This window comes from Nocardia sp. CA-290969 (genome assembly GCF_050936135.1).
Classification (GTDB): Bacteria; Actinomycetota; Actinomycetes; order Mycobacteriales; family Mycobacteriaceae; genus Nocardia.
Window position 1 is genome coordinate 1,204,353 of record NZ_JBNJNJ010000001.1, and the last position, 21,401, is coordinate 1,225,753.

The 21,401-nt window shown below is 69.0% G+C and carries 18 protein-coding genes; 12 read left to right on the forward strand and 6 right to left on the reverse strand.

What is annotated here, in order from left to right:
* The first annotated feature begins 482 nt into the window (after nucleotides 1-482).
* Complete coding sequence (gene miaB, locus ACQEVO_RS05730) at nucleotides 483-2,036, forward strand: tRNA (N6-isopentenyl adenosine(37)-C2)-methylthiotransferase MiaB (RefSeq protein ID WP_432909533.1); 1,554 nt, start codon at nucleotides 483-485, stop codon at nucleotides 2,034-2,036.
* Entirely contained in the window at nucleotides 2,033-2,752 is a 720-nt protein-coding gene (locus ACQEVO_RS05735) for an Rv2732c family membrane protein (RefSeq protein WP_432909536.1), read from the forward strand. The genes miaB and ACQEVO_RS05735 overlap by 4 nt, the downstream gene beginning before the upstream one ends.
* A 33-nt stretch (nucleotides 2,753-2,785) precedes the next feature.
* Here the strand turns inward: ACQEVO_RS05735 and ACQEVO_RS05740 are convergent, their stop codons facing one another.
* On the reverse strand, nucleotides 2,786-4,174 hold the full coding sequence (locus ACQEVO_RS05740; protein ID WP_432909539.1) for a DUF349 domain-containing protein: 1,389 nt from the start codon (nucleotides 4,172-4,174) through the stop codon (nucleotides 2,786-2,788).
* A 495-nt stretch (nucleotides 4,175-4,669) separates the two neighbouring features.
* Here ACQEVO_RS05740 and ACQEVO_RS05745 point away from each other — a divergent pair, with 495 nt between their 5' ends.
* The 8 genes from ACQEVO_RS05745 (at nucleotide 4,670) to ACQEVO_RS05780 (ending at nucleotide 13,558) form a co-directional block, all read left to right on the forward strand.
* Nucleotides 4,670-5,470 carry a hypothetical protein gene (locus tag ACQEVO_RS05745; protein WP_432909541.1) on the forward strand — a complete coding sequence of 267 codons (801 nt, stop codon included), beginning with the start codon at nucleotides 4,670-4,672 and terminating at the stop codon, nucleotides 5,468-5,470.
* The gene (miaA, locus tag ACQEVO_RS05750) at nucleotides 5,467-6,444 is read left to right on the forward strand and encodes a tRNA (adenosine(37)-N6)-dimethylallyltransferase MiaA (protein WP_432909543.1); all 978 of its coding nucleotides are present in this window, start codon (nucleotides 5,467-5,469) and stop codon (nucleotides 6,442-6,444) included. The genes ACQEVO_RS05745 and miaA overlap by 4 nt, the downstream gene beginning before the upstream one ends.
* Complete coding sequence (locus ACQEVO_RS05755) at nucleotides 6,441-7,277, forward strand: TrmH family RNA methyltransferase (protein ID WP_432909546.1); 837 nt, start codon at nucleotides 6,441-6,443, stop codon at nucleotides 7,275-7,277. Before miaA ends, ACQEVO_RS05755 begins: the two co-directional genes overlap by 4 nt.
* Before the next feature lie 70 nt (nucleotides 7,278-7,347).
* A complete protein-coding gene (gene dapF, locus ACQEVO_RS05760) occupies nucleotides 7,348-8,226 on the forward strand; it encodes a diaminopimelate epimerase (RefSeq protein ID WP_432922382.1) in 879 nt (292 codons plus the stop codon).
* A 95-nt stretch (nucleotides 8,227-8,321) separates the two neighbouring features.
* A complete protein-coding gene (gene hflX / locus ACQEVO_RS05765) occupies nucleotides 8,322-9,887 on the forward strand; it encodes a GTPase HflX (protein WP_432909549.1) in 1,566 nt (521 codons plus the stop codon).
* 124 nt (nucleotides 9,888-10,011) lie between these two features.
* Complete coding sequence (locus tag ACQEVO_RS05770; protein ID WP_432909552.1) at nucleotides 10,012-10,908, forward strand: lysophospholipid acyltransferase family protein; 897 nt, start codon at nucleotides 10,012-10,014, stop codon at nucleotides 10,906-10,908.
* A gap of 176 nt (nucleotides 10,909-11,084) precedes the next feature.
* The gene (locus ACQEVO_RS05775) at nucleotides 11,085-12,230 is read left to right on the forward strand and encodes an acyl-CoA dehydrogenase family protein (RefSeq protein WP_280425989.1); all 1,146 of its coding nucleotides are present in this window, start codon (nucleotides 11,085-11,087) and stop codon (nucleotides 12,228-12,230) included.
* Between the two features lie 347 nt (nucleotides 12,231-12,577).
* The gene (locus tag ACQEVO_RS05780) at nucleotides 12,578-13,558 is read left to right on the forward strand and encodes a lipase family alpha/beta hydrolase (protein ID WP_432909553.1); all 981 of its coding nucleotides are present in this window, start codon (nucleotides 12,578-12,580) and stop codon (nucleotides 13,556-13,558) included.
* A gap of 65 nt (nucleotides 13,559-13,623) precedes the next feature.
* On the opposite strand, the gene ACQEVO_RS05785 is transcribed toward ACQEVO_RS05780, so the two are convergent.
* The 3 genes from ACQEVO_RS05785 to ACQEVO_RS05795 form a co-directional block, all read right to left on the reverse strand.
* Entirely contained in the window at nucleotides 13,624-15,000 is a 1,377-nt protein-coding gene (locus tag ACQEVO_RS05785) for an alanine/glycine:cation symporter family protein (protein ID WP_432909555.1), read from the reverse strand.
* A 284-nt stretch (nucleotides 15,001-15,284) separates the two neighbouring features.
* Nucleotides 15,285-16,370: an NAD(P)H-dependent amine dehydrogenase family protein gene (locus ACQEVO_RS05790; protein ID WP_432909556.1), complete on the reverse strand. Its 1,086-nt coding sequence runs from the start codon at nucleotides 16,368-16,370 to the stop codon at nucleotides 15,285-15,287.
* 10 nt (nucleotides 16,371-16,380) lie between these two features.
* Complete coding sequence (locus tag ACQEVO_RS05795; RefSeq protein WP_432909558.1) at nucleotides 16,381-17,172, reverse strand: SDR family oxidoreductase; 792 nt, start codon at nucleotides 17,170-17,172, stop codon at nucleotides 16,381-16,383.
* A gap of 110 nt (nucleotides 17,173-17,282) precedes the next feature.
* On the opposite strand from ACQEVO_RS05795, the gene ACQEVO_RS05800 reads away from it, so the two are divergent.
* Nucleotides 17,283-18,200 carry a helix-turn-helix domain-containing protein gene (locus tag ACQEVO_RS05800; RefSeq protein WP_432909561.1) on the forward strand — a complete coding sequence of 306 codons (918 nt, stop codon included), beginning with the start codon at nucleotides 17,283-17,285 and terminating at the stop codon, nucleotides 18,198-18,200.
* 175 nt (nucleotides 18,201-18,375) lie between these two features.
* Here ACQEVO_RS05800 and ACQEVO_RS05805 read toward each other — a convergent pair whose 3' ends face one another.
* Together ACQEVO_RS05805 and lexA are read right to left on the reverse strand one after the other, a co-directional pair.
* On the reverse strand, nucleotides 18,376-19,122 hold the full coding sequence (locus ACQEVO_RS05805; protein WP_432909562.1) for a histone deacetylase: 747 nt from the start codon (nucleotides 19,120-19,122) through the stop codon (nucleotides 18,376-18,378).
* Nucleotides 19,123-19,197: 75 nt separating this feature from the next.
* Nucleotides 19,198-19,914, reverse strand: a complete 717-nt coding sequence (gene lexA / locus ACQEVO_RS05810; protein WP_432922385.1) for a transcriptional repressor LexA — start codon at nucleotides 19,912-19,914, stop codon at nucleotides 19,198-19,200.
* Nucleotides 19,915-20,923: 1,009 nt separating this feature from the next.
* On the opposite strand from lexA, the gene nrdR reads away from it, so the two are divergent.
* A complete protein-coding gene (gene nrdR, locus ACQEVO_RS05815; protein ID WP_432909564.1) occupies nucleotides 20,924-21,391 on the forward strand; it encodes a transcriptional regulator NrdR in 468 nt (155 codons plus the stop codon).
* Nucleotides 21,392-21,401 lie beyond the last annotated feature (10 nt).

The following is a 21,401-nucleotide window of genomic DNA, read 5'->3' on the forward strand; positions in this document are numbered from 1 at the left end:
GAGCGCTGGCGGAGAAACGCCAGCACGAAGGATCGAGACCGAGAAGCGGTCCGCACCCCGAGTACGCACCATCCGGAGAAGCGGAGCCACGATGGCACTCGAGGCGACCAGCCGGTAATCGGCCGACCACTCGAGCCGCCCTGAAATCAACCCCGTGCCAGTCCACCTCCGTGGTTCGGGGCCCGTCTCGTTCTGGAGCGACAGAGCGGGGGAGCGAAGCGGAGGAGCGGCGGAGTGAAGAACGAGACATCCGGGGGCCCCGAACCCGCGCCGCCGAAGGCGGCGCCATGACACAGTTCGGGGCCCGTCTCGTTCTGGAGCGACAGAGCGGGGGAGCGAAGCGGAGGAGCGGAGGAGTGAAGAACGAGACCAAGGGGGCCCCGAACCCCGCGCCGCCGGAGGCGGCGCCAAAGACACAGCACCCGCGCCGCCGAAGGCGGCGCCGAAAACACAGCCCAAAACGCATTCCGTACCCTGGACGGGTGGATTCGATCGGACAGGTAGCGCTTCCCCCGCAGGTGGAGCCGGTGGGCGCGCGCAGTTACGAGGTCCGCACCTTCGGTTGCCAGATGAACGTGCACGATTCCGAACGCTTGTCCGGCCTGCTCGAGGATGCGGGCTACAGCAGGGCCGCGCCCGGCGCGACGGCCGATCTCGTGGTGTTCAATACCTGCGCGGTACGGGAGAACGCCGACAACAAGTTGTACGGCACGCTCGGTCACCTCGCGCCGATCAAGGCTGCGCGGCCGGGGATGCAGATCGCCGTCGGTGGCTGTCTGGCGCAGAAGGATCGCGAGACCGTGCTGCGTAAGGCGCCGTGGGTGGATGTGGTGTTCGGCACCCATAATCTCGGTGCGCTGCCGGTGCTGCTCGAACGCGCCCGGCACAACGACGAGGCCCAGGTCGAGATCCTGGAGTCGCTGGAGGCTTTCCCGTCGACGCTGCCCGCGCGCCGCGAATCGGCGTACGCGGGGTGGGTGTCGATTTCCGTCGGCTGTAACAACACCTGCACCTTCTGCATCGTTCCGTCGCTGCGCGGTAAGGAGGTCGACCGGCGCCCGGGCGATGTGCTGGCCGAGGTGCAGGCGCTGGTGGATCAGGGGGTGCTGGAGGTGACGTTGCTCGGGCAGAACGTCAATTCCTACGGGGCCTCGTTCGCCGATCCGGACCAGCCGCGCGACCGCGGTGCCTTCGCGAAACTGCTGCGGGCGTGCGGGAGCATCGAGGGGCTGGAGCGGGTGCGGTTCACCTCGCCGCATCCGGCCGAGTTCACCGATGATGTGATCGAGGCGATGGCGGAGACCCCGAATGTGTGCCCGCAGCTGCATATGCCGCTGCAGTCGGGTTCGGATCGGGTGCTGAAGGCGATGCGCCGCTCCTACCGGCAGGCTCGTTTCCTGGGGATCATCGACAAGGTGCGGGCGGCCATGCCGCATGCGGCGATCACCACCGATATCATCGTCGGATTCCCGGGGGAGACCGACGATGATTTCGAGCAGACCCTCGAGGTGGTGCGCCGCGCCCGCTTCACCAGCGCGTTCACCTTCCAGTATTCGCCGCGTCCGGGTACGCCGGCGGCGGAGATGGCCGAGCAGGTGCCCAAGCAGGTGGTGCAGGAACGCTACGACCGCTTGACCGCGCTGCAGGACCAGATCTGTCTGGAGGCCAACCAGGACCTGATCGGTACCGAGGTGGAGCTGCTGGTCGCCGATGGTGCCGGGAAGAAGAACGCCGCGACCGCCCGGATGAGCGGACGGGCCCGGGACGGCCGGCTGGTCCATTTCAAGCCCGAGGGCACGGGCGCCGAGATCCGGCCCGGCGATCTGGTCACCGTCGCGGTGACCGGTGCGGCACCGCATCATCTGGTTGCCGACAGTGGTGTCCGCGGTCATCGCCGCACCCGCGCCGGTGACGCTCATGCGGCCGGTACCACGCCCAAGACCGCGCCGATCGGAGTGGGGCTCGGCTTGCCGCGGATCGGGGCGCCCGAGCCGGAGCCGGTGGCTTCGGGTTGCGGCTCCGGGTGCGGAATATGACGGTGCCCGGCGACGACGACCGAGATCCCGCGGACCGGTCGGCCGGCGAATCCGGTCCCGGCCGCCCGGAGGACGGGCCGGCCGGCGATCCGGCCGCGGGCGACGACGAATCAGCCGACGGAAACGAGGAGCCAGTGAACCCGGCGGAGACCACCGAGAAATTCGAGCAGTTCCGCGACGATCTGGACGCGGTGGAACGCCGGATCGCCGGCGAGATCGACCCCGGCGTGCGTGCCATGGTGGTGGCGGGCGCGGTGTTCGTACTGCTGGTCTCGCTGGTGCTGCCGCATGCCGGTAGTGCGCGCGGTTTCGATGTGCTGCTGGGTTCGGAGGCGGCCGGGATCGAGCACATCGGGTTGCCGTCGCGGATTTTCGTCTGGTTCGTGCTGGTGTTCGGGATCGGGTTCTCGCTGCTGGCGCTGATGACCCGGCGCTGGGCGCTGGCCTGGCTCGCGGTGGCCGGTTCGGCGATCGCCAGCGCGTTCGGTGTGTTCTCGATCTGGCACCGGCAGACGCCGGGTATCAACAACTATGTGGGGGCGGGCCCGGGGATCGGGTTGATCCTGGGCACTATCGCGATCATGGTGCTGACCTTCCACTGGGTGAAGGTCGTATGGAGCCGGACCGCGCTGCAATTGGCTGCCGAGGAGCAGCGGCGGATCGCGGCGGCCGCCGAGGAGGAGCGGCAGCGCCGCCGCCGGCTCGGCGAGGACTGAGCCGGTGAACGTCGCGGCCGGCTCCCGCGACGTTCAGAGGTTGCTTACGGCGCCCTCTGCGGCTTCGGCCCATTCACGCCACTGTTTTGCCTGCTCGAGAGCCTTTTCGGCATCGCGGGTCTTACCGGCGGCACTGGCCTTGGCGGCTTGTTCCTCGAACTGGGCGACCCGTTCCCGGAACTGTGCGGCCCGGGCCAGCGCTTCCGGATCGGTCCGGCGCCATTGGGCGTCGACGGCCTGGCGGACCCGCTTCTCCAGTGCCCGTAGCTTGCTTTCCAGGTCGTGCATCCGCTCGCGCGGGACCTTACCGATAGCATCCCAGCGTTCCTGCAGGTCACGCAGGGCGGCCCGGGCGCTCTCGAGATCGGTATCGGGGTCGATCAGCGGTTCGTAGGCGCTGATCAGCTCTTCCTTCGCGGTGGCGTTGTCGGCGAATTCGGCATCCCGCTCCGAGGCCGCGGCATTGCGCGCGGCGAAGAACACGTCCTGGGCGCTTTTGAACCGCCGCCACAACGCTTCGTCGGCTTCGCGGGGCGCGCGACCGGCGTTCTTCCATTCGACGAGCAGGTCCCGGAATACCGCGGCGGTGGCCGCCCAATCGGTGGAACCGGAGAGTTCTTCGGCCCGCACGCACAGTTCTTCCTTGCGGGTCTTGGCGGCGGCACGTTCCCGGTCGAGTTCGGCGAAATGCGCGCCGCGGCGCCGGTTGAACGCTTCGCGGGCCTTCGAGTACCGGCGCCAGAGCGCATCGTCGACCTTGCGGTCGACCCCGCGGATGGTTTTCCACTCGTCGAGGATTTCGCGCAGCCGGTCACCGGCGGCTTTCCACTGGGTGGATTCGGCGGCGATCTGCTCGGCCTCGGCGGCGAGCGCTTCCTTGCGTTCGGTGTGCTCGTGCCGGGTACGCTCCTTCTCCTCCTTGGCGTGGGCGGCCGCCTCGTCGGAGTGTTCGGCGATGGCCCGCAACCGGGCCGCGAGCCCGTCGATATCGCCGATGACCGCCGCGGTGGGCAGCGTCTCGGCCAGCGCCAATGCCGCGGCCTTGGTTTTGCGGGCGTCGGTACCGGCGGCGAGGCGGGCCTCCAGCAGGGCCACCTCGGTGGCCAGATCGTCGAATCGGCGGCCGAAATGCGCGAGCCCCTCGGCGGGGTTACCGGCCTGCCAGGAGCCGACGATCCGTTCTCCTTCGGAGGTCTTCACCCAGGCGGTGCCGTCTTCGTCGACCCGGCCCCATTTGCTCGGGTCGGTGGTCGTGGGCACGACGACCGGATGCGGATGCTCGACGGCCGGGTCGGCCGGTTTCATCGCAGCGGGCGAGGGATGGGTCTCGCCGGGTTTGGGACGGTTGCGAGGTTTGGGAGCGGGCGACGGGCGGCCGGCGGTGCCGGGGCCTGGTTTGGCGGTTCCGTTGCTGTGGGTCATTGCTCCTCGTCCCTGCCGCGCGTCACGGCTGCCTGGTTTACGCGCTGCGCATACTGGCTATGCTCTGCTCATTCTGGCTACGCCCGCTCATTCTGGCCACATCCACCGGTAGGTGAGATCCACGCGCGGACGCGGTACCGGTTGAGACCGCCGCGGCGCGGGCCGCGGTGGCCGCGCTCCGGCAGCCACCACACCGGTCCGGCGGTATATGGCTCGACCTGCGGATCCGGTCCCACCGGCACCTGTTCCGGATACTTCGCACCCTAGCAATTACCAGAGGGTTTCCGGGAGAGACACTCATATCCCCGCCACGGGTGCGTGGCGTTCCTCCACCCGAGTGCCCTGCCTCCACTGCAAGAGAGTGGTCGTACTGCACGCGGATCGTGTTGCTTGCTGTGCGCCGGCACGCAGACGGGCCGCGCCGGCGTGCGGAGGCGACAGTGCTGCGGGACCGATCTCCTCCTCGTCATCGGCCGACGGGCTACGGTTGACGTCGTGTTCTGTCTCGCGGCCCTGATCCCCTCGCCGCCCGTCTTGGTTCCCGAACTGTGCGGCGGCGCGGTACCGGCCGGTGCCCGCGCTCCGATCCCGGCCCCGCCCGACGCGGCCGCGGGCCCCGAATCAGCCGTCGCGGCGCTGCGGTCCGCTGTCCTGGAGACCGGGACGGCGCTGGCCGAGGCGGCGTCGCAGTGGACCGTTCTCGGCGTGGGTGCCGCCGAGGGGCGGTACGACGCCGGCACCGTGGGTAGCTTCCGCGGTTTCGGGCCGGAGGTGACGGTTTCGCTCGGTGGCCCGGCCGAGGCGTCCGGGCGCCCCGATCCCGGTTTGCCGCTGGCGGTGCTCATCGCGGGCTGGCTGCGTGGTGCGGTGGCGCCCGCGGCGCAGGTCCGGGCGCAGATCCTGGCCGCCCGCAGTTCCGGGGCGCACTGCGCGGAGACCGGTGCGAAATTGCGGGCCGAACTCGATGCCATGGACGAGCCGCAGGCGGTACTGGTTGTCGCCGACGGCGCCGCGACGCTGTCGACGGCCGCACCGGGCTACCTGGATCCCCGCGCGCAGGGTGTGCAGGACGAGCTGGACCGGGCGCTGGCCACGGGCGACCGGGCCGCCCTACTGGCCATGGACGCCGGGGTGTGTGCCGAACTGATGCTGTCCGGCCGCGTCACGTATCAGGCGCTGGCCGGTCTCTTCGCCGCCGACCCGGAACCGCCGGTGGTCGTCGAACGGTATCGGGACGCGCCGTTCGGAGTCGGGTACTACGCCGGATCGTGGCGGCCGGGCGGGCCGGGCCGATGAGCGGGGCCATCCGCCCGGTCGCGGTGGTCGGCCCGACCGCTACCGGCAAATCCGATCTCGCGCTCGAGCTCGCCGAGCGGCTGGACGGCGAGATCGTCAATATCGACGCCATGCAGCTGTACCGGGGCATGGATATCGGGACCGCGAAACTGCCACCGGAGCAGCGGCGCGGAATCCCGCACCACCAGCTCGACGTACTCGACGTCACCGAGACCGCGACGGTTGCCGCCTACCAATCCGCGGCGGCCGCCGATGTGGAGGCGATCGTGGCGCGCGGACGGCTCCCGGTCATCGTGGGCGGGTCGATGATGTACGTCCAGGCGTTGCTGGATCAATGGGAGTTCCCCGCCACCGATCCGCGGGTACGGGCAAAATGGGAGGCCTTGCTGGCCGAAGAGGGTGTGAACGCCGTGCACGAGGCGTTGCACCGGGCCGATCCAGCCGCCGCGGCCACGATTCTGCCGACCGACGGCCGCCGGATGGTGCGGGCGCTGGAGGTCGTGGAACTCACGGGGCGGCCGTTCGCGGCGTCCGCACCCGCGGTGGGTGAGCCCCGGTGGGGCACCCGGATCCTCGGTGTGGACCGCGATACCGCCGAACTCGACCGCCGGATCGCCCAGCGCACCGACACCATGTTCGAGACCGGGCTGGTGGAAGAGGTGCGCGGGCTGGTGGAGCGCGGCCTGCGGGAGGGGCAGACCGCGCGCCGTGCCATCGGATACGCCCAGGTGCTGTCGTTCCTGGACCAGGAATACGACCTGCCCGAAGCCCGCGAGCGCACCTTCATCGGCACCCGCCGCTATGTGCGCCGCCAGCGCTCCTGGTTCCGCCGCGATCACCGGGTGCGCTGGGTGGACGCCGCGAACCCGGCCGCCACCGAGCGGGCGCTGTCGCTGCTGGCAGACTCTGCGGTATCCGATCCGGCACATTCCGGCGTGCCCGATTCCGCAGCGAAGGAGCCGACCCACCCGTGACCCGGCAGATCCACAGCCGCAATGCCGCTGTCCAGGTGTGGACCGCCTACCTCGACAACCGCACCAAACGCACCCGCGACGGCCGGTTCCTGGTGCACGGGGTCCGGCCGATCACCCAGGCGCTGGCCAACGACTGGCCGCTGGAAACCTTGTTGTACCGGCTCGGCGACAATCCGGGCCTGTCGGCCTGGGCGCGCGAAACGCTGGACCGCTGCGGTGCGCCCGCCGTCGGGCTGGCCCCGGAGTTGATGGCCGAACTGGGGGAGAAGAGCGGGGGCGCGCCCGAACTGGTGGCGGTCGCCGAGCAGATTCCGGCCGACCTGGGCGCCTACGAGGCCGGCGACCCCGGTGACGCACCGGTGGTCGTGGTGTTCGACCGGCCCAACTCGCCGGGCAATCTCGGTACCCTGATCCGGTCCGCGGATGCTTTCGGTGTTTCGGCGGTGGTGGTGAGTGGGCACGGAGCCGACCAGTACGACCCGCGCTGCGTGCGGGCGTCCACGGGTTCGTTGTTCTCGATACCGGTGTTCCGGGTGGCCGGGCCCGCGGAGGTGCTCGATTTCCGGGACCGCCAGATCGGCCGGGGTATCCCCACTCGCCTCGTCGGTACCGACGAGCGGGGCGCCCGCGCTGTCTTCGATCAGGATCTGCGGGACGCCACGATTCTGGTCCTGGGCAACGAGACCAGCGGGATGAGCGCCGCGTGGTCGGCCGCCTGCGACGATACGGTGTCCATACCGATGGGCGGCAGCGCCAGCTCACTGAACGCGCCGTCGGCCGCGGCGGTGGCACTGTACGAAATTTCCCGGCAACGCCGGACGTTTGCGAAGTGAGAACTCACGACGAGGAGAACCGACCGACGTGCACAGGGGCGACGACGTGACCACCAGTGGTGCGACGGCCGTGGAATTCACCAAGGGCCACGGCACGCAGAACGATTTCGTGGTCCTTCCGGACCCAGGGGTGCGGTTGGATCTCACCCCCGAGCGGGTCGCGGCGCTGTGCGACCGGCGGCGCGGCCTCGGCGCCGACGGTGTACTGCGCGTCGCGCGCGCCGGTGCGTTGCGGCAGGCCGGTGTGCTGACAGACCTGCCGGCGGGCGTGGGCCCGGACGATTGGTTCATGGACTATCGCAATGCCGACGGTTCGGTCGCCGAGATGTGCGGCAACGGTGTCCGGGTTTTCGCTCACTACCTGGTGTCGCGGGGCCTGGCGGCGGACGAGCGCTTCGTGGTGGGCAGCCGGGCCGGTGCACGCCCCGTCGTGGTGCATTCGGCCGGGCCGGTGCACGGCGAGGTGACGGTCGATATGGGCCCGGTGCAGGTGCTGGGGGAGTCGGCGGCGACGCTGGGGGGCTGGGGCTACACCGGTTTGGGCATCGATGTCGGTAATCCGCATCTGGCGTGCGCCGACAGCACGTTGACGGCCGAGTCGCTGGCGAAACTGGATCTCACGGTGCCGCCCGGATACGACCCGGACATGTTCCCGCGCGGGGTCAACATCGAAATCCTGACCGGCCTCGACGCCGGGCGCGGGGTCGATATGCGGGTGTACGAACGCGGCGTCGGGGAGACCCGTTCCTGCGGTACCGGCACAGTGGCGGCGGCGGCCGCGGCGCTGGCCGCCGATGGTTTCGACCTGGCCGGTGGCACCGGCGAAGTGACCGTGCGGGTGCCCGGCGGGCAGGTGCGGGTCGGGATCGCCGCGGGCGCGGCGTGGCTGCGCGGACCCTCCGAATTGGTAGCGACCGGTGAACTTGCGGCGGAGTGGTGGGCCGCCTAGCCGGGCGCGCGAGGTGTGCTCTGACCCGGTGAACAAGCCCCGGGCCGGAAATTCATATGCGCCGAGCAGCGCATCAGTGGCAGCATGGATGGTGTATGAGAAGAAATGACACGTCCGGGACCAGCGCATGGTCCCCTGAAGCGTTCGACGCGGACTCACTCGAGCACGACGATCGAGATGAGAGCGCCGACGCTACCGATATCAGCGGCGCGGAACGCGGCGACGATGCCGTCGTGCCCGGTCGCCGGGGCGGCTGGACGGCCGACCCCACCACCGGTGAACTCCAGCTCGACGAGCGCAGCGCCTTGCGCCGGGTCGCGGGCCTGTCCACCGAGCTCACCGATATCACCGAGGTCGAGTACCGGCAGCTGCGCCTGGAACGCGTGGTGCTGGTCGGTGTCTGGACCGAGGGCAGTGCCGCGAGCGCGGAGGCGAGTATGGCCGAACTGGCCCGGCTCGCCGAAACCGCGGGCTCGGAGGTGCTCGAAGCACTCATCCAGCGCCGTGACCGGCCCGATCCGGCCACCTACATCGGCTCCGGTAAGGCCGACGAACTGCGGGCGGTGGTGCTGTCCAGCGGCGCGGATACCGTGATCTGCGACGGTGAACTCACGCCCGCACAGCTGACAGCGCTGGAGAAGGTCGTGAAGGTCAAGGTGGTCGACCGGACCGCGTTGATCCTCGATATCTTCGCCCAGCACGCCACCTCCCGCGAGGGTAAGGCGCAGGTCGCACTGGCCCAGATGGAGTACATGCTGCCGCGGCTGCGTGGCTGGGGTGAGTCCATGTCACGGCAGGCGGGTGGCCGGGCCGGCAGCAACGGCGGTGTGGGTCTGCGCGGCCCCGGTGAGACGAAGATCGAAACCGATCGCCGCCGGATCCGCGAGCGGATGGCCAAACTGCGCCGCGAGATCCGGGAGATGAAAACGGCCCGTGACACCAAACGCGCGCGCCGCACCTCCAGCGGTGTGCCGGCGGTGGCGATCGTCGGTTACACCAACGCCGGTAAATCCAGCCTGATGAACGCGTTGACGGGGTCGGGTGTGCTGGTGCAGGACGCGCTGTTCGCCACCCTGGATCCGACCACCCGCCGGGCGCAGCTCGAGGACGGCCGCGAGGTGGTGTTCACCGATACCGTCGGATTCGTCCGGCACCTGCCGACGCAACTGGTCGAGGCGTTCCGGTCCACGCTGGAGGAGGTCACCGGCGCCGATCTGCTGCTGCATGTGGTGGACGGTTCCGATGCGCTGCCGATGGAACAGATCAAGGCGGTGCGTGAGGTCGTCACCGATGTGGTGCGGGAGTCCGGGAATCCGGCGCCGCCGGAACTGCTCGTGGTCAACAAGATCGACGAGATCGATCCGGTGGAGCTGACCCGGTTGCGTGCGATGTTGCCGCAGGCCGAATTCGTTTCCGTGCACAAGGATCTCGGTATCGACCGGTTGCGTACCCGGCTGGGCGAGGTGCTCGGCGGCTTGGATGTGGAAGTCAGTGTGCTGCTGCCGTACAACCGCGGCGATCTGCTGGCCCGCATCCATGCCGACGGCCGGATCGAGCACTCCGAGCACACCGAGCAGGGCACCCGGGTGCAGGCGAAGGTGCCGCGGGCGCTCGCCGCCGCGTTGTCCGGGTACGCCCATGCGGGAGCCGCCGGAGTGTGACCGGTTGCCGGCGCGCGACGGCGCCGCCGGCTCTCGCGGTAAAAGTGTGGGATCTCGCATATCCGGGTGTGATATCCGCTGATGTCGATTCACAATCAATATCAATCGACTTCAGGAGGGATTCATGGGATACACGGGCGGCCGCCCTGCCGGCGGGGGCCGGCACCGCGACCATTCGGCAGCACCGCGGCTGAGTGACGGTGCGCCGCTGTCGGTCGAGCTGAGCGATACCGATCTCCGGATGCTGGAAGCGCTGCTGTCGCCGGTGCGGATGTGGAGCGACCCGCGGTTCTTCGGTTTGTCGAATATCCCCGAGTCCGGGCCGGCGCTGCTGGTCTCCAACCACAACCTGCTCGGCATGATCGACGCCCCGCTGCTCCTGCCGGAGGTGCTGCGCCGGCGTGGCCGGCTGATCCGCGGGCTGGCCGAGAACGTGCTCATCCGGGTTCCGGGGGTGCGGCATCTGCTACACCACTACGGTTCGGTGCGCGGTACCCGGGAGAACTGCCGGACCCTGCTCGAACACGGGGAGACGGTGATCGTTTTCCCCGGCGGCGGTCGTGAGGCGATCCGCCGTAAGGGGGAGAAGTACGCGCTGCGCTGGGAGGGCCGCACCGGTTTCGCGCGGATGGCGATCGAATGCGGGGCGCCGATCCTGCCGGTGGCGATGATCGGTATCGACGATGCCTACGACATCATCGCCGACAAGGACGATCTCTTGCTGCGTCCGTTGCGCCGGCTGGTCGAGTCGCTCGGTATCCATACCGAGCTCACCCCGCCGTTGGTGCGCGGTGTGGGGCTCACCGCGATCCCGCGGCCGGAGCGGTTCTATTTCTCGGTGGGCACACCGATCGATCCGGAGCCGTGGCGCGGGGCACACGATCTGGACGAGGCCGCGGAGCAACTCTCCCTGGTTGTGCAGAAGGCGGTCCGGGAGGAACTGACCTTCCTGCTCGCCGAACGCGACCGCGACCGCGGCCGGACCCTCACCGGCCGGTTGCGCGAGCTGCTCCCGGTCTGAGTGATCAGCCCTCACAGGGCGCCGCTGTGAATGGCCCGGCGGTGTGTCGATCGCAGTCGGAACTGGTGCACCAGCGAATTCGGGGAGTGAAGTAAACAACGGTTCACACTCCGGGTACGGTGGATCACAGCGACGGGCCGGTGCGGCCCCGTCGGAGTGTTCACTAGGAGGTAGGTGTGGAGCGCACACTGTTCGAACCCGAGCACGACCTGTTCCGGGAGTCGTACCGCAAGTTTCTCGAGACGCATGTGGCGCCGTTCCACGACCAGTGGGCGGAACAGGGTGTAGTCGATCGTTCCGTCTGGCTCGAGGCCGGCAAACAAGGTTTCCTCGGCATGGCGATGCCGGAGGAATACGGCGGCGGTGGCGTGAAGGACTTCCGCTACAACTCGATCATCACCGAGGAAACGGTCCGCGGGCAGTACTCCGGTCTCGGCTTCTCGCTGCACAACGACGTCATCGCGCCCTATCTGCTGGAACTGGCCAACGAGGAACAGAAGAAGCGCTGGCTGCCGAAGTTCTGTTCCGGCGAACTCATCACCGCCATCGCCATGACCGAACCCGGCACGGGTTCGGACCTGCAGGGCATCAAGACCCGCGCGGTGCGCGACGGTGACGACTGGGTGCTCAACGGCGCCAAAACCTTCATCACCAACGGCATCAACTCCGATATCGTCATCGTGGTTGCCCAGACCGACCCCGAAAAGGGCGCGATGGGCTTCAGCCTGCTGGTGGTCGAGCGCGGGATGCCGGGCTTCGAACGTGGCCGCAACCTCGACAAGCTCGGGCTCAAGGCGCAGGACACGGCCGAGCTGAGTTTCACCGATGTCCGGGTGCCCGCCGCCAACCTGCTCGGTCAGGAAGGCATGGGTTTCATCCACCTGATGCAGAACCTGCCGCAGGAGCGGCTGTCGATCGCCGTCATGGCGGCCGCGGCGATGGAAACCTGCCTGGAATACACCTGCCAGTACGTCCGTGATCGCAAGGCGTTCGGCAAACCGATCGGCGCGCTGCAGAACACCCGCTTCGTGCTGGCCGAACTGGCGACCAAGACCACCGCGGTGCGCGTGCTGGTCGATCGCTGCATCACGGAACTGAACGCCGGCACGCTGTCGGTCGAGGACGCGGCCATGGCCAAGTGGTGGAGCACCGAGGAACAGGTCGCGCTGATCGACCGCTGCCTGCAGCTGCACGGCGGCTACGGCTATATGCGCGAATACCCGATCGCCCAGGCGTATCTGGACGCGCGGGTGCAGACGATCTACGGCGGCACCACCGAGATCATGAAGGAAATCATCGGGCGCAGCCTGAAGCTCTCCTGATCGGACTCCTCCGCCGACCGGGCGAATCCGTCCGATCGGCAGAGCGGTTGCCTGCCCGGCCCGGTAGCTCCCTTGACGGAGCTACCGGGCCGGCCTGCGTTCGGAGGGTGGCGCGCGGGTCGCCGGGTTCGAGCGCTGGGGCAGCCGGGCCCCGAGACCCGGTGGGAGACAGGTTTACCGCGCCTCGTGGGCGCCACGGAGTGGGTCCGCACAGGATGTGGCCTCACCCGACAATGGTTATTTGATTCATTTGTGTTCTCTGTACCAAATTTCTCGAACTCCGTCCCGCGGCTTGCGAGTGCGTGCTACACAGGTGCTTCCGTTCGGCCCACCAGGAGAAGAGCACCGTGATCGTCGGCATTCGCTCCCGCCACCCGTCCCGGCTCCAGCGAATCGGCCGGCCGGTCGCCGCGTTCGCGGCCGCCTGCCTGCTCGCCGTACCGGGTGCCGCCCAAGCGGATCCGGTACTGCCGGTACCGTTCGGCGCGGAAGCCACCCGCGCGGCGGTCACGCACTACAGCGATCCGGTTTCCGCCCCGCCCGGTGCGAACGACTGGAATTGCCGGCCCGGCACACACCATCCGGAGCCTGTCGTCCTGCTGCACGGGTACACCGCGAGTCAGGCCGGTAACTGGCAGACCCTCGCCCCCTTGCTCGTGAACAACGGGTACTGCGTGTTCTCCCTGACCTACGGGCTCGGCGCGGCGGCGGACCCGGCGACACCGGGCGGTACGGAGGTCCGGGTATCCGCGGAACGGGATGTGGCGCCGTTCGTGGAGCGGGTGCTCGAGGCCACGGGTGCCGAACGGGTGCATCTGGTGGGGCATTCGATGGGTACCGTGGCCGCGCGGTACTACACCGCGGTGCTCGGCGGCGCCGCACAGGTTGCCCGTTCGGTGAACATCGCCCCGCTCAACCAGGGGACCGATGTGCTGGGCGCGGCCACCATGACCGATATCGCCGAGAAGCTGGGCGTGGCCGACCTCGTCGAACGTGCCGCGCTCTCCCTCGGCTCCACCCCGGGTGGTAACGACCTGCTGCGCGGCTCGGACCTGATGGACGAGCTCGCGGCGGCCGGCTTCCCGGAAAACGTGGCCTACACCTTTCTCATGACCCGCTACGACGAACTGGTCGTCCCCTACACCAGCGGTAGGGGTCCCGTGGCGTCGAACATCACCAATATCGTCGTGCAGGACCACTGTCCGGACGCGCTGTTCGAGCATTTCACCGCCGCATCCGATCCCGTGGTCGCGCAGTACGTGCTCGCCGCGCTGGATCCGGCTGGGGGTGCCGCGATCGATTGCGCCGGGCGGCCTCGCAACAGCTGACACCGACACGCGCGGGGGCACGTTCCTTGCCGAACGTGCCCCCGCGGTGTCCGCGCACGGACCGGTCAGGTACTGACGATGAATTCCTCTTTCGCCTTGTTGTCGAAGTAGGCCTTCGTCTCGCGGTAGACCAGCGGCGAGAGGATCAGCAGGCCGATGAGGTTCGGCAGTGCCATCAGGCCGTTGGCCACATCGGAGAACACCCAGACCGTGTCCAGCTCCCGGGTGGCGCCGACGAAAACCACCAGGATGAACACGATCCGGTACGGCAGCACCAAGGCATTCCCGAACAGGAACTCGATGCAGCGGTCGCCGTAGTACGACCAGCCGAGGATGGTGGAGAAGGCGAAGAAGATGATGCTGATCGTCACGATCACACTGCCCCAGGTGCCGGGCAGCGCCTCGGCGAATGCTTCGGCGGTGTAGGTCGCCGGTGAGGCATCGGTTTTCCAGACCCCGGTCACCACGATCACCAGGCCGGTGAAGGACACCACCACCAGCGTATCGATGAAGGTCTGGGTCATCGACACCAGCGCCTGCCGTACCGGGTGGGTGGTCGACGCGGCGGCCGCGGCGATACCACCGGTACCGAGCCCGGACTCGTTGGAGAAGATGCCCCGGGCAACGCCGTACTGAATGGCCGCGGCGACACCTGCGCCGACGAAGCCGCCGGTCGCCGCGGTTCCGGTGAAGGCGTCGGAGATGATCTCACCGATGGCCGCGGGCAGATCCTCGATGCGGAAGATCAGCACGGCGAGCGCGCCCAGGATGTAGAGCACGATCATCACCGGCACGAAGACACTGGCCACCCGGCCGATCCCCTTGATACCGCCCAGGATGACCGCGGCGGCCAGGACGGTGATGATCAACCCGGTGACCCAGGTCTGCACATTCCATTCCGATTCGATATTCGCCGCGACCGTATTGGCCTGCGTCATATTGCCGATACCGAAAGAGGCGACCACACCGGCCACGGCGAAGAAGCCGCCGAGGAAGATACCGACCGGACCTTTGATGCCCTGCCGGAGATAGTGCATCGGCCCGCCGGCCTGCTTACCGGCGGCGTCGGTACGGCGGAAGCGCACACCCAGGAACGCCTCGCTGTACTTGGTGGCCATACCGACCAGGCCGGTCACCCACATCCAGAACACCGCGCCCGGGCCACCCAGCGAGATGGCGGTGGCGACACCGGCGATATTGCCCACGCCCACGGTGGCCGCCAGCGCGGTCGACAAGGCCTGATAGTGCGAGATATCACCTTCGGCGTCCGCGTCGCTGCGATCGAGGAAACCGAGCCGGAACGCGAGCGTGAACCGGCGCAGCTGAATACCGCGCAGCAGCACGGTCAGGTACAGCCCCGTCAGCAGGAGCAGCGGGATCAGCAGCCAGGGACCCCAGATGAAGTCACTGGCATTGCCGAGAAACTCGTCGAACCCGTCCATATAAGAGAAAACCGCCTCGTAGTACGGACCGTAGCCGGCGTCGCGCCACGGTCACCGGGTCACCGGCGCATCGCCGCTGATATTTCGGTTGGCATTCAACCATCCCGGCGCGACCTCGGTGCGATGAGTGCGTGGCGAGGCATATCGGACACGTATTTATCAATGTCTCGAAATGCCAGGTCGCCGGCGGCCGAGGTCCCGAGTGCATGCAAATCGCCACGCTGTCCAGGGGGATTGCCGGGACCTCGGCGTCAGGGCCCGCGCCGTTGTGCACGGTGCCGGTTTCAGAAACTGCCGGTCCCCGCTTTCCTCCCCGGTCCGGTGACCAGCGGCAGGTCGAGTGTTGTGCGTATGCCGGGTGCCGCCGCCACCACCGCGGGGACAGCGTTGACCACGCGCATCGCGGTCGCCACCAGACCTGCGTGATTGTGGTCGCCGGTCGCGCTGGAGAGACGGATATCCATGTGGTAGTTCGGCTCACCGGTGATCTCGACCCGGTAGGAGCCGCCCTCCTGCGCCGGCTGCGGCCACTCGGGTGCCAGATCGGCGCGCAACCGGGTGACATGCTCGAGCACCGTGACCACTTCGTCGCCCACCATGCCGCGGACCTCGAAACGCACCCCGGCGGTGGTACCGGCGGTGATCGGGCCCGCCGCGATCTCGAAATCCTCCGGCGCGGGAATCCGCTCGTGGGTTTCGGTGACGGCGTCCAGTTCCACCCCGAGCCCCGCCGCCAGCTGCCGCACCACACTGCCCCAGGCCAGCGACAGCACTCCCGGCTGCAGCAGCATGGGAGTTTCGTCGAGCGGTTTGCCGAAGCCCATGATGTCGAACATCACCGCCGCGTTGTCGTAGGTGGCGTAGTCGACGATCTCCATACAGCGGATCCGGTCGACCCGCCGGCAGGTGCCCGCGAGGGCCAGCGGGAGCAGGTCGTTGGCGAACCCGGGATCGATACCGTTGACGAAAATGGATGCGCCGCCCGCCGCCGCGGCTTCCTCGATCGGGCGCAGCAGATCCTCGGGCAGCACGTGCCACGGGTATTGCAGGAACACCGGCGCGCTCGCCGCGACGTTCACGCCCGCCGAAAGGATGTCCCGCAGATCGGCCAGCGCCTCCACGAGCCTGTTGTCGGTCATCGCCGTATAAACCACGACGTCGGGTTTCGCGGCGAGCAGCGCCGCGGAATCGGTGGTCGCCAGGACGCCGGTGCGGAGATCGAGGCCGGCGAGTTCACCGGCATCCCGGCCTGCTTTCTCATCGCTCGAGACGTGAACACCGACCAGTTCGAGCCGTGGGTCGTCGATGATTCCGGCCAGGGCGTGCTTACCGACATTGCCGGTGCCCCAATGCACTACGCGATAGGTCACGGTGTTCTCCTCACAGGTCCGGGATCGGGATATCGAGATTCGGCGCGATCAGCCCGCCGTCGGTTTCGATGACTTTGCCGGTCAGATAACCACCGGCCGGGGACGCCAGGAACAGGGCGGTGGCCGCGATATCGGCCGGATCGCCGATCCGGCGCAACGGCGTCGCCTTCTCCAGGGCGCCCCGCAGGTTGTCGTCCGCGGCGACGATCTCCAGGGAGGAGGTCGCGATGGAACCGGGGGCGATGGCGTTGACCCGGATCCGCGGGCACAGATCCATCGCGGCCAGCCGGGTGTAGTGCGCCAGCGCGGCTTTGGCGGTGCCGTAGGCGGCGAACGCCCGGCCCGGGAGCCGGCCCATCGTCGAGGTGATATTGATGATCGAACCGCCGCCGGCGGTGTCCAGCATGAGGGGGACGGCCGCCCGGACCAGGGCGTGCGCGTTGGCGACATTGAAATCGAACGCCTGCGTCAGATTGTCCGGGGAGGTGTCGAGCAGGGGTTTCGGCAGCGCGCCGCCGACATTGTTGACCACGATATCGAGCCGGCCGAACTCCGCGGCGGCGGCTTCCGCCAGCGCCGCGCAGGCCGCGGGGTCGGCGAGGTCGGCCGCCACGATATGCGCCCGGCGGCCGAGTTCGCGGACCTGTCCGGCGACCGATTCGAGATCGGATTCGGTACGCGCGGCGATCACGACGTCCGCGCCGGCCTCGGCGAAACCCAGGGCGATCGCGGCCCCCAGACCGCGGCCGGCGCCGGTCACCACGGCTACCCGGTCGTCGAGCCGGAACCTGTCCAGAATCATGGTCTTCTCCTGAGGTCGACTAGGCTGATGACGACTATTCGACGAAGTACCAACGAATAGTCGATGCAGTGTAGGGCCCGGCAGCGCGGGCGACAAGGGAGCGGTGACAGATGGCGGCATCGGGTTCCCCGCCCACCCGGCGGGTGGTGGCGGTGGTCGAGCTACTCCGGGAATCGCCCCGGGCGCGTACGGTGTCCGAGATCGCCGACGCGCTGTCACTGGCCCGCGCCACGGTGACCGCCGTACTCGCCGAACTGTCCGTGGCGCAGTGGGTCGTGCGCGACGCGAGCCGCGCCTACCGGCTGGGGCCGGCCTTGACGCGGCTCACCACCGCGGAAACCCCGGGTACCGACGCGGCCGTGGGTGCGGAACTGGCGGCCCTGGCGGAGGCGGCCGGATGTGGGGCGACGCTGAGCCGGATCGCCGGCGACCGACTCACCCTCGTCGCCAAACAGTACGCCAACGCGCCGGTCGTGCCCGGATTGTCGGTGGGACAGTCGATCCCGCTGGCGTATCCGGCCGGTGCCGCGGTGATGCCGTGGCGGCCGGCCGCCGAACGTGACCGCTGGCTCGGCTCGGCGAGGAACCAGGCCGGAGCCCGCGAGCTGCTGGATTTCGTTACCGCGTACGGATTCGCCATGTTCCGGCCCGAGGACGACGACGCCGGACTGGTCGACGTGCTCACCGAACTCCTCGGCGCGCTCGGTGCCGAACTCCTGCAGCCGGCGCTGCGCGCGAAACTCTTGCGTCAGCTCGCCCGGCTGACCGCACGCGCCTACACCGCGGCGGATCTCGAAGCGCCGCACGCGCTTCCGGTGAGCTACATCTCCGCACCGGTGTACCGGGGCGCGGAAACGCCCTACGAAGTGCAGTTGGGTCCGCTGCGCGCGGAGGTGGGACCGGCCGACCGGGCACGTTATGCCCGGCTCATCCGGGCGGGAGCCCGTGCGGTTTCGGCGGCGTTCGAATGGGGCGGCCCGCGGGATACCGAAACCACCCGGACAGCGGGTCGCCGAGCGCATCGCTGAGGATCATTGAATCTGCGCGCGTTCGGCGCCACCGGGATGCGCTGCTGTCCGGACTGTTGCCCACGGGGACCGGCCGCTCCGGCGCGGCCCGCGCCGAGGTGTCCGGTCAGGCGCGGGTCGCGGTAGGCCGACCCGTCGGCGGGGCTGTGTCAGGAGGCTTCGCCGGTATCACCGCTCAGCGCGCCGGCGGCGTCGGTGGATCTGCGTCCGAAAGGAGCCCGGCAACAGCTTCCGGGGTCCACTGTCCCGCCGCGCCCGGGCGGCTGGCCAGGTAGCCGGCGGTCTCGGTGACCGACCAGCGATGCGCCGCGCGCAGTCCGATGCCGATCCGGCGGAGATACGCCGGTGCGGGCGGGTTACCGGGCAGGTCGCGCCACCTGCGGCCGGCTGTGCAGGTAACGATGGGTACGCCCTGAAAAGAGCCGGGACACACCAGGGTTTCGTAACGACCGGGGCCGAGGTGGGCGCGGCCGGTCCGCAGGACCTCGGTCAGATCGAGGTCGGTACCCGCGGGGCGGTACATCTCCTGCGCGGCGATATCACTGAACTGGCCCCGGGTGAGCAGATATGCGTGCGCCGGAGTTTCGGCGGGCGTCGCCGGATCGTAGAAGGCGCGCCCGCCGGACCAGATCGCCGAGCGGGTCGCGAAATAGAGCAACCCGGGCAGGACCATGCCGATCGACCGCGCGGGCGGAGTCCGGTCCCGGCAGCCGCGCAGCGGCGACCGGCCGGAGACGGACTCGCTCGCAGGCGTGGTGACCGGTGCGCCGACGGCGCCATCGGGAACATCACCGGACAGATAGCAGCCCAGCCGGTCCGGATTCGCATTCGACCCGTAGGCCGCGTACCACACCAGGCCGGGTGTGGCCGCGAGATCGGCATCGGTGCGTGGCCTCGCGACGACAACGGTCTGCCTGCTCAACGGTTCTCACCACCTCGCTCCGGTATCCCGCGGTGAGCGCCGTGTACACCCGCGCACCGTGCCACGCCGGTCCGCTCAGATCTTGCGGATCACCGTCACGACCTTGCCCAGGATCCGGGCGTCGTTACCCGGGATCGGCTCGAACAGCGGGTTGTGCGGCATCAGCCAGACATCCTTACCGCTGCGCTTGAAAGTTTTGACGGTGGCCTCGCCGTCGAGCATGGCCGCGACGATATCGCCGTTGTCGGCCACGTTCTGCTGCCGGACCACCACCCAGTCACCGTCGCAGATGGCGGCGTCGACCATGGATTCACCGACGACCTTCAGCAGGAACAGCGATCCGTCGCCGACCAGTTCACGCGGGAGCGGGAACACATCCTCCACGGCCTGTTCGGCCAGGATCGGGCCACCGGCGGCGATGCGACCCAGCACCGGGACGTAGGTGGGGACGGGCTGGTCTGTGCCGCCGTCCTCGGCGCGTGCGACGGTGTCGGCGGCGACCGCGCCGTCGGCAGGAGCCAGGGTCGTCACCGAACGCACGGCCTCGTCCATTCCGCGGACGTCCACGGCGCGGGGGCGGTTGGGGTCGCGGCGCAGATAGCCTTTGCGCTCCAGTGTGCGCAGCTGGTGGGCGACCGACGAGGTCGAGTTCAGCCCCACGGCGTCGCCGATCTCGCGGATGCTGGGCGGATAGCCGCGCATGCTCACCGAGGATCGGATCACGTCGAGCACCTTGCGCTGACGCACGGTGAGATCCGCCCCGGTCGCCACCGGTTCGGGGCCGGCACCGATATCGGCTCCGTCACCCGTGTCGTCTGATTGGCTCACCACAACCGCCCTTTCTCGTCGGTCTTCGCGTCCGGCGGACCACTCCTGGTGGTGGCTCCGCGCCGGAGGTGCCCGAAGTTCATACCGTGGCAGTGAATCTAGTCCGAGCGTTGCGATCTATCAAACATCTGTTCGAGGTATGTCCGGCGTTGCTACTGACAACGGCTCCTTCGCATGGTAGAAATTCGAACATCAGTTCGTCGAACATTTGATCGAATCCAGCCGAGGTTCCGCGAAGCGACCAGCACGGAGGTCCATCCGATGAACACTGCGATCAGCGTGACCGGCACCGGTGCGTGGGAAGACGCCACCGCACGTCCGGCACTCGTTCCGATCCCGCCGGGGGAGACCGGAACGGGGCATCCGGATGGTGGCGGGTCACCGATGCCGGTCGCCGGCCGTGCCGCCCGGCCCTGTACCGGGATGGCACGGCCGGCGGCGGGGTCCGGCGGTCGTGCGGTAGTGGGATCGCGTTCCGGCACGCAGGCGGGCGCACCAGGCCGTCGTCGCGCCGCTGCCCGCGTGGAACCCGTGCGGTCCCCGGCTCGCCGGGGCCCTGCGGTCGCGCCTGTTCCGGACGAGCTCGTCCAGCGCGCCCGCGCCGGTTTCGCGGCGACGGCCCTTACGGCAGTGATCACGGCCGCCGTCGTGACCGGTTTCCTCGCCCTCGCGCATCTGCGGGCACCCGAACCCCAACCTGCCCCCGTTCCGGCCGGAATACCGGCCGTGGCGGTGCCGCCGGCCGCCGGCGCGGGATCCGGGATCCGGTAGCTCGTGGCCGGGTCCAGGCGCGGTCCCGGGGTGAGCGAAACCACGGCACACCCCGTGCCGGTATCCTCGATGTGTTATGCAGATGAGCCGGTGCCTGCCACCGGCCCACCCGGCACCGGGCAGCCACCCGGTGCCAGCGCTCGCCGGACCCGCGACCGCCGCCGGTTCGGCCGCGAGCGTTCGCAGCGACGAAGGACCCCGGATGCATTGCCCGTACTGCCGACACCCCGACTCCCGGGTCGTCGACTCGCGACTGGCCGACGAGGGCGCCGCCATTCGCCGCAGACGCTCATGCCCCGAATGCGGCCGTCGCTTCACCACCGTGGAAACGGCGATCCTGTCGGTCGTCAAACGCAGCGGGGTCACCGAACCCTTCAGCCGGGAGAAGGTCATCCGCGGGGTGCGCCGGGCCTGTCAGGGCCGCGAGGTCGACGACGACGCGCTGAACTTGCTGGCCCAGCAGGTGGAGGACGCGGTGCGGGCCAAGGGATCGCCCGAGGTGCCGAGCCATGAGGTCGGCCTGGCGATACTCGGGCCGCTACGCGAGTTGGACGAGGTGGCGTACCTGCGTTTCGCCTCGGTGTATCGATCGTTCACCTCGGCCGAGGATTTCGAACGCGAGATCCGGGAGATCCGCCGGGCGCGTGCCGCGGTAGTCGGCGGCGAGTGATCCGGTGCAG

Bases quoted from the DNA above. Each gene is read 5' to 3' on its own strand.
- ACQEVO_RS05735 (WP_432909536.1), top strand. From the start codon at position 2,033: ATGACGGTGCCCGGCGACGACGACCGAGATCCCGCGGACCGGTCGGCC.
- ACQEVO_RS05740 (WP_432909539.1), bottom strand. From the start codon at position 4,174: ATGACCCACAGCAACGGAACCGCCAAACCAGGCCCCGGCACCGCCGGC.
- miaA (WP_432909543.1), top strand. From the start codon at position 5,467: ATGAGCGGGGCCATCCGCCCGGTCGCGGTGGTCGGCCCGACCGCTACC.
- hflX (WP_432909549.1), top strand. From the start codon at position 8,322: ATGAGAAGAAATGACACGTCCGGGACCAGCGCATGGTCCCCTGAAGCG.
- ACQEVO_RS05770 (WP_432909552.1), top strand. From the start codon at position 10,012: ATGGGATACACGGGCGGCCGCCCTGCCGGCGGGGGCCGGCACCGCGAC.
- ACQEVO_RS05785 (WP_432909555.1), bottom strand. From the start codon at position 15,000: ATGGACGGGTTCGACGAGTTTCTCGGCAATGCCAGTGACTTCATCTGG.
- ACQEVO_RS05795 (WP_432909558.1), bottom strand. From the start codon at position 17,172: ATGATTCTGGACAGGTTCCGGCTCGACGACCGGGTAGCCGTGGTGACC.
- ACQEVO_RS05800 (WP_432909561.1), top strand. From the start codon at position 17,283: ATGGCGGCATCGGGTTCCCCGCCCACCCGGCGGGTGGTGGCGGTGGTC.
- nrdR (WP_432909564.1), top strand. From the start codon at position 20,924: ATGCATTGCCCGTACTGCCGACACCCCGACTCCCGGGTCGTCGACTCG.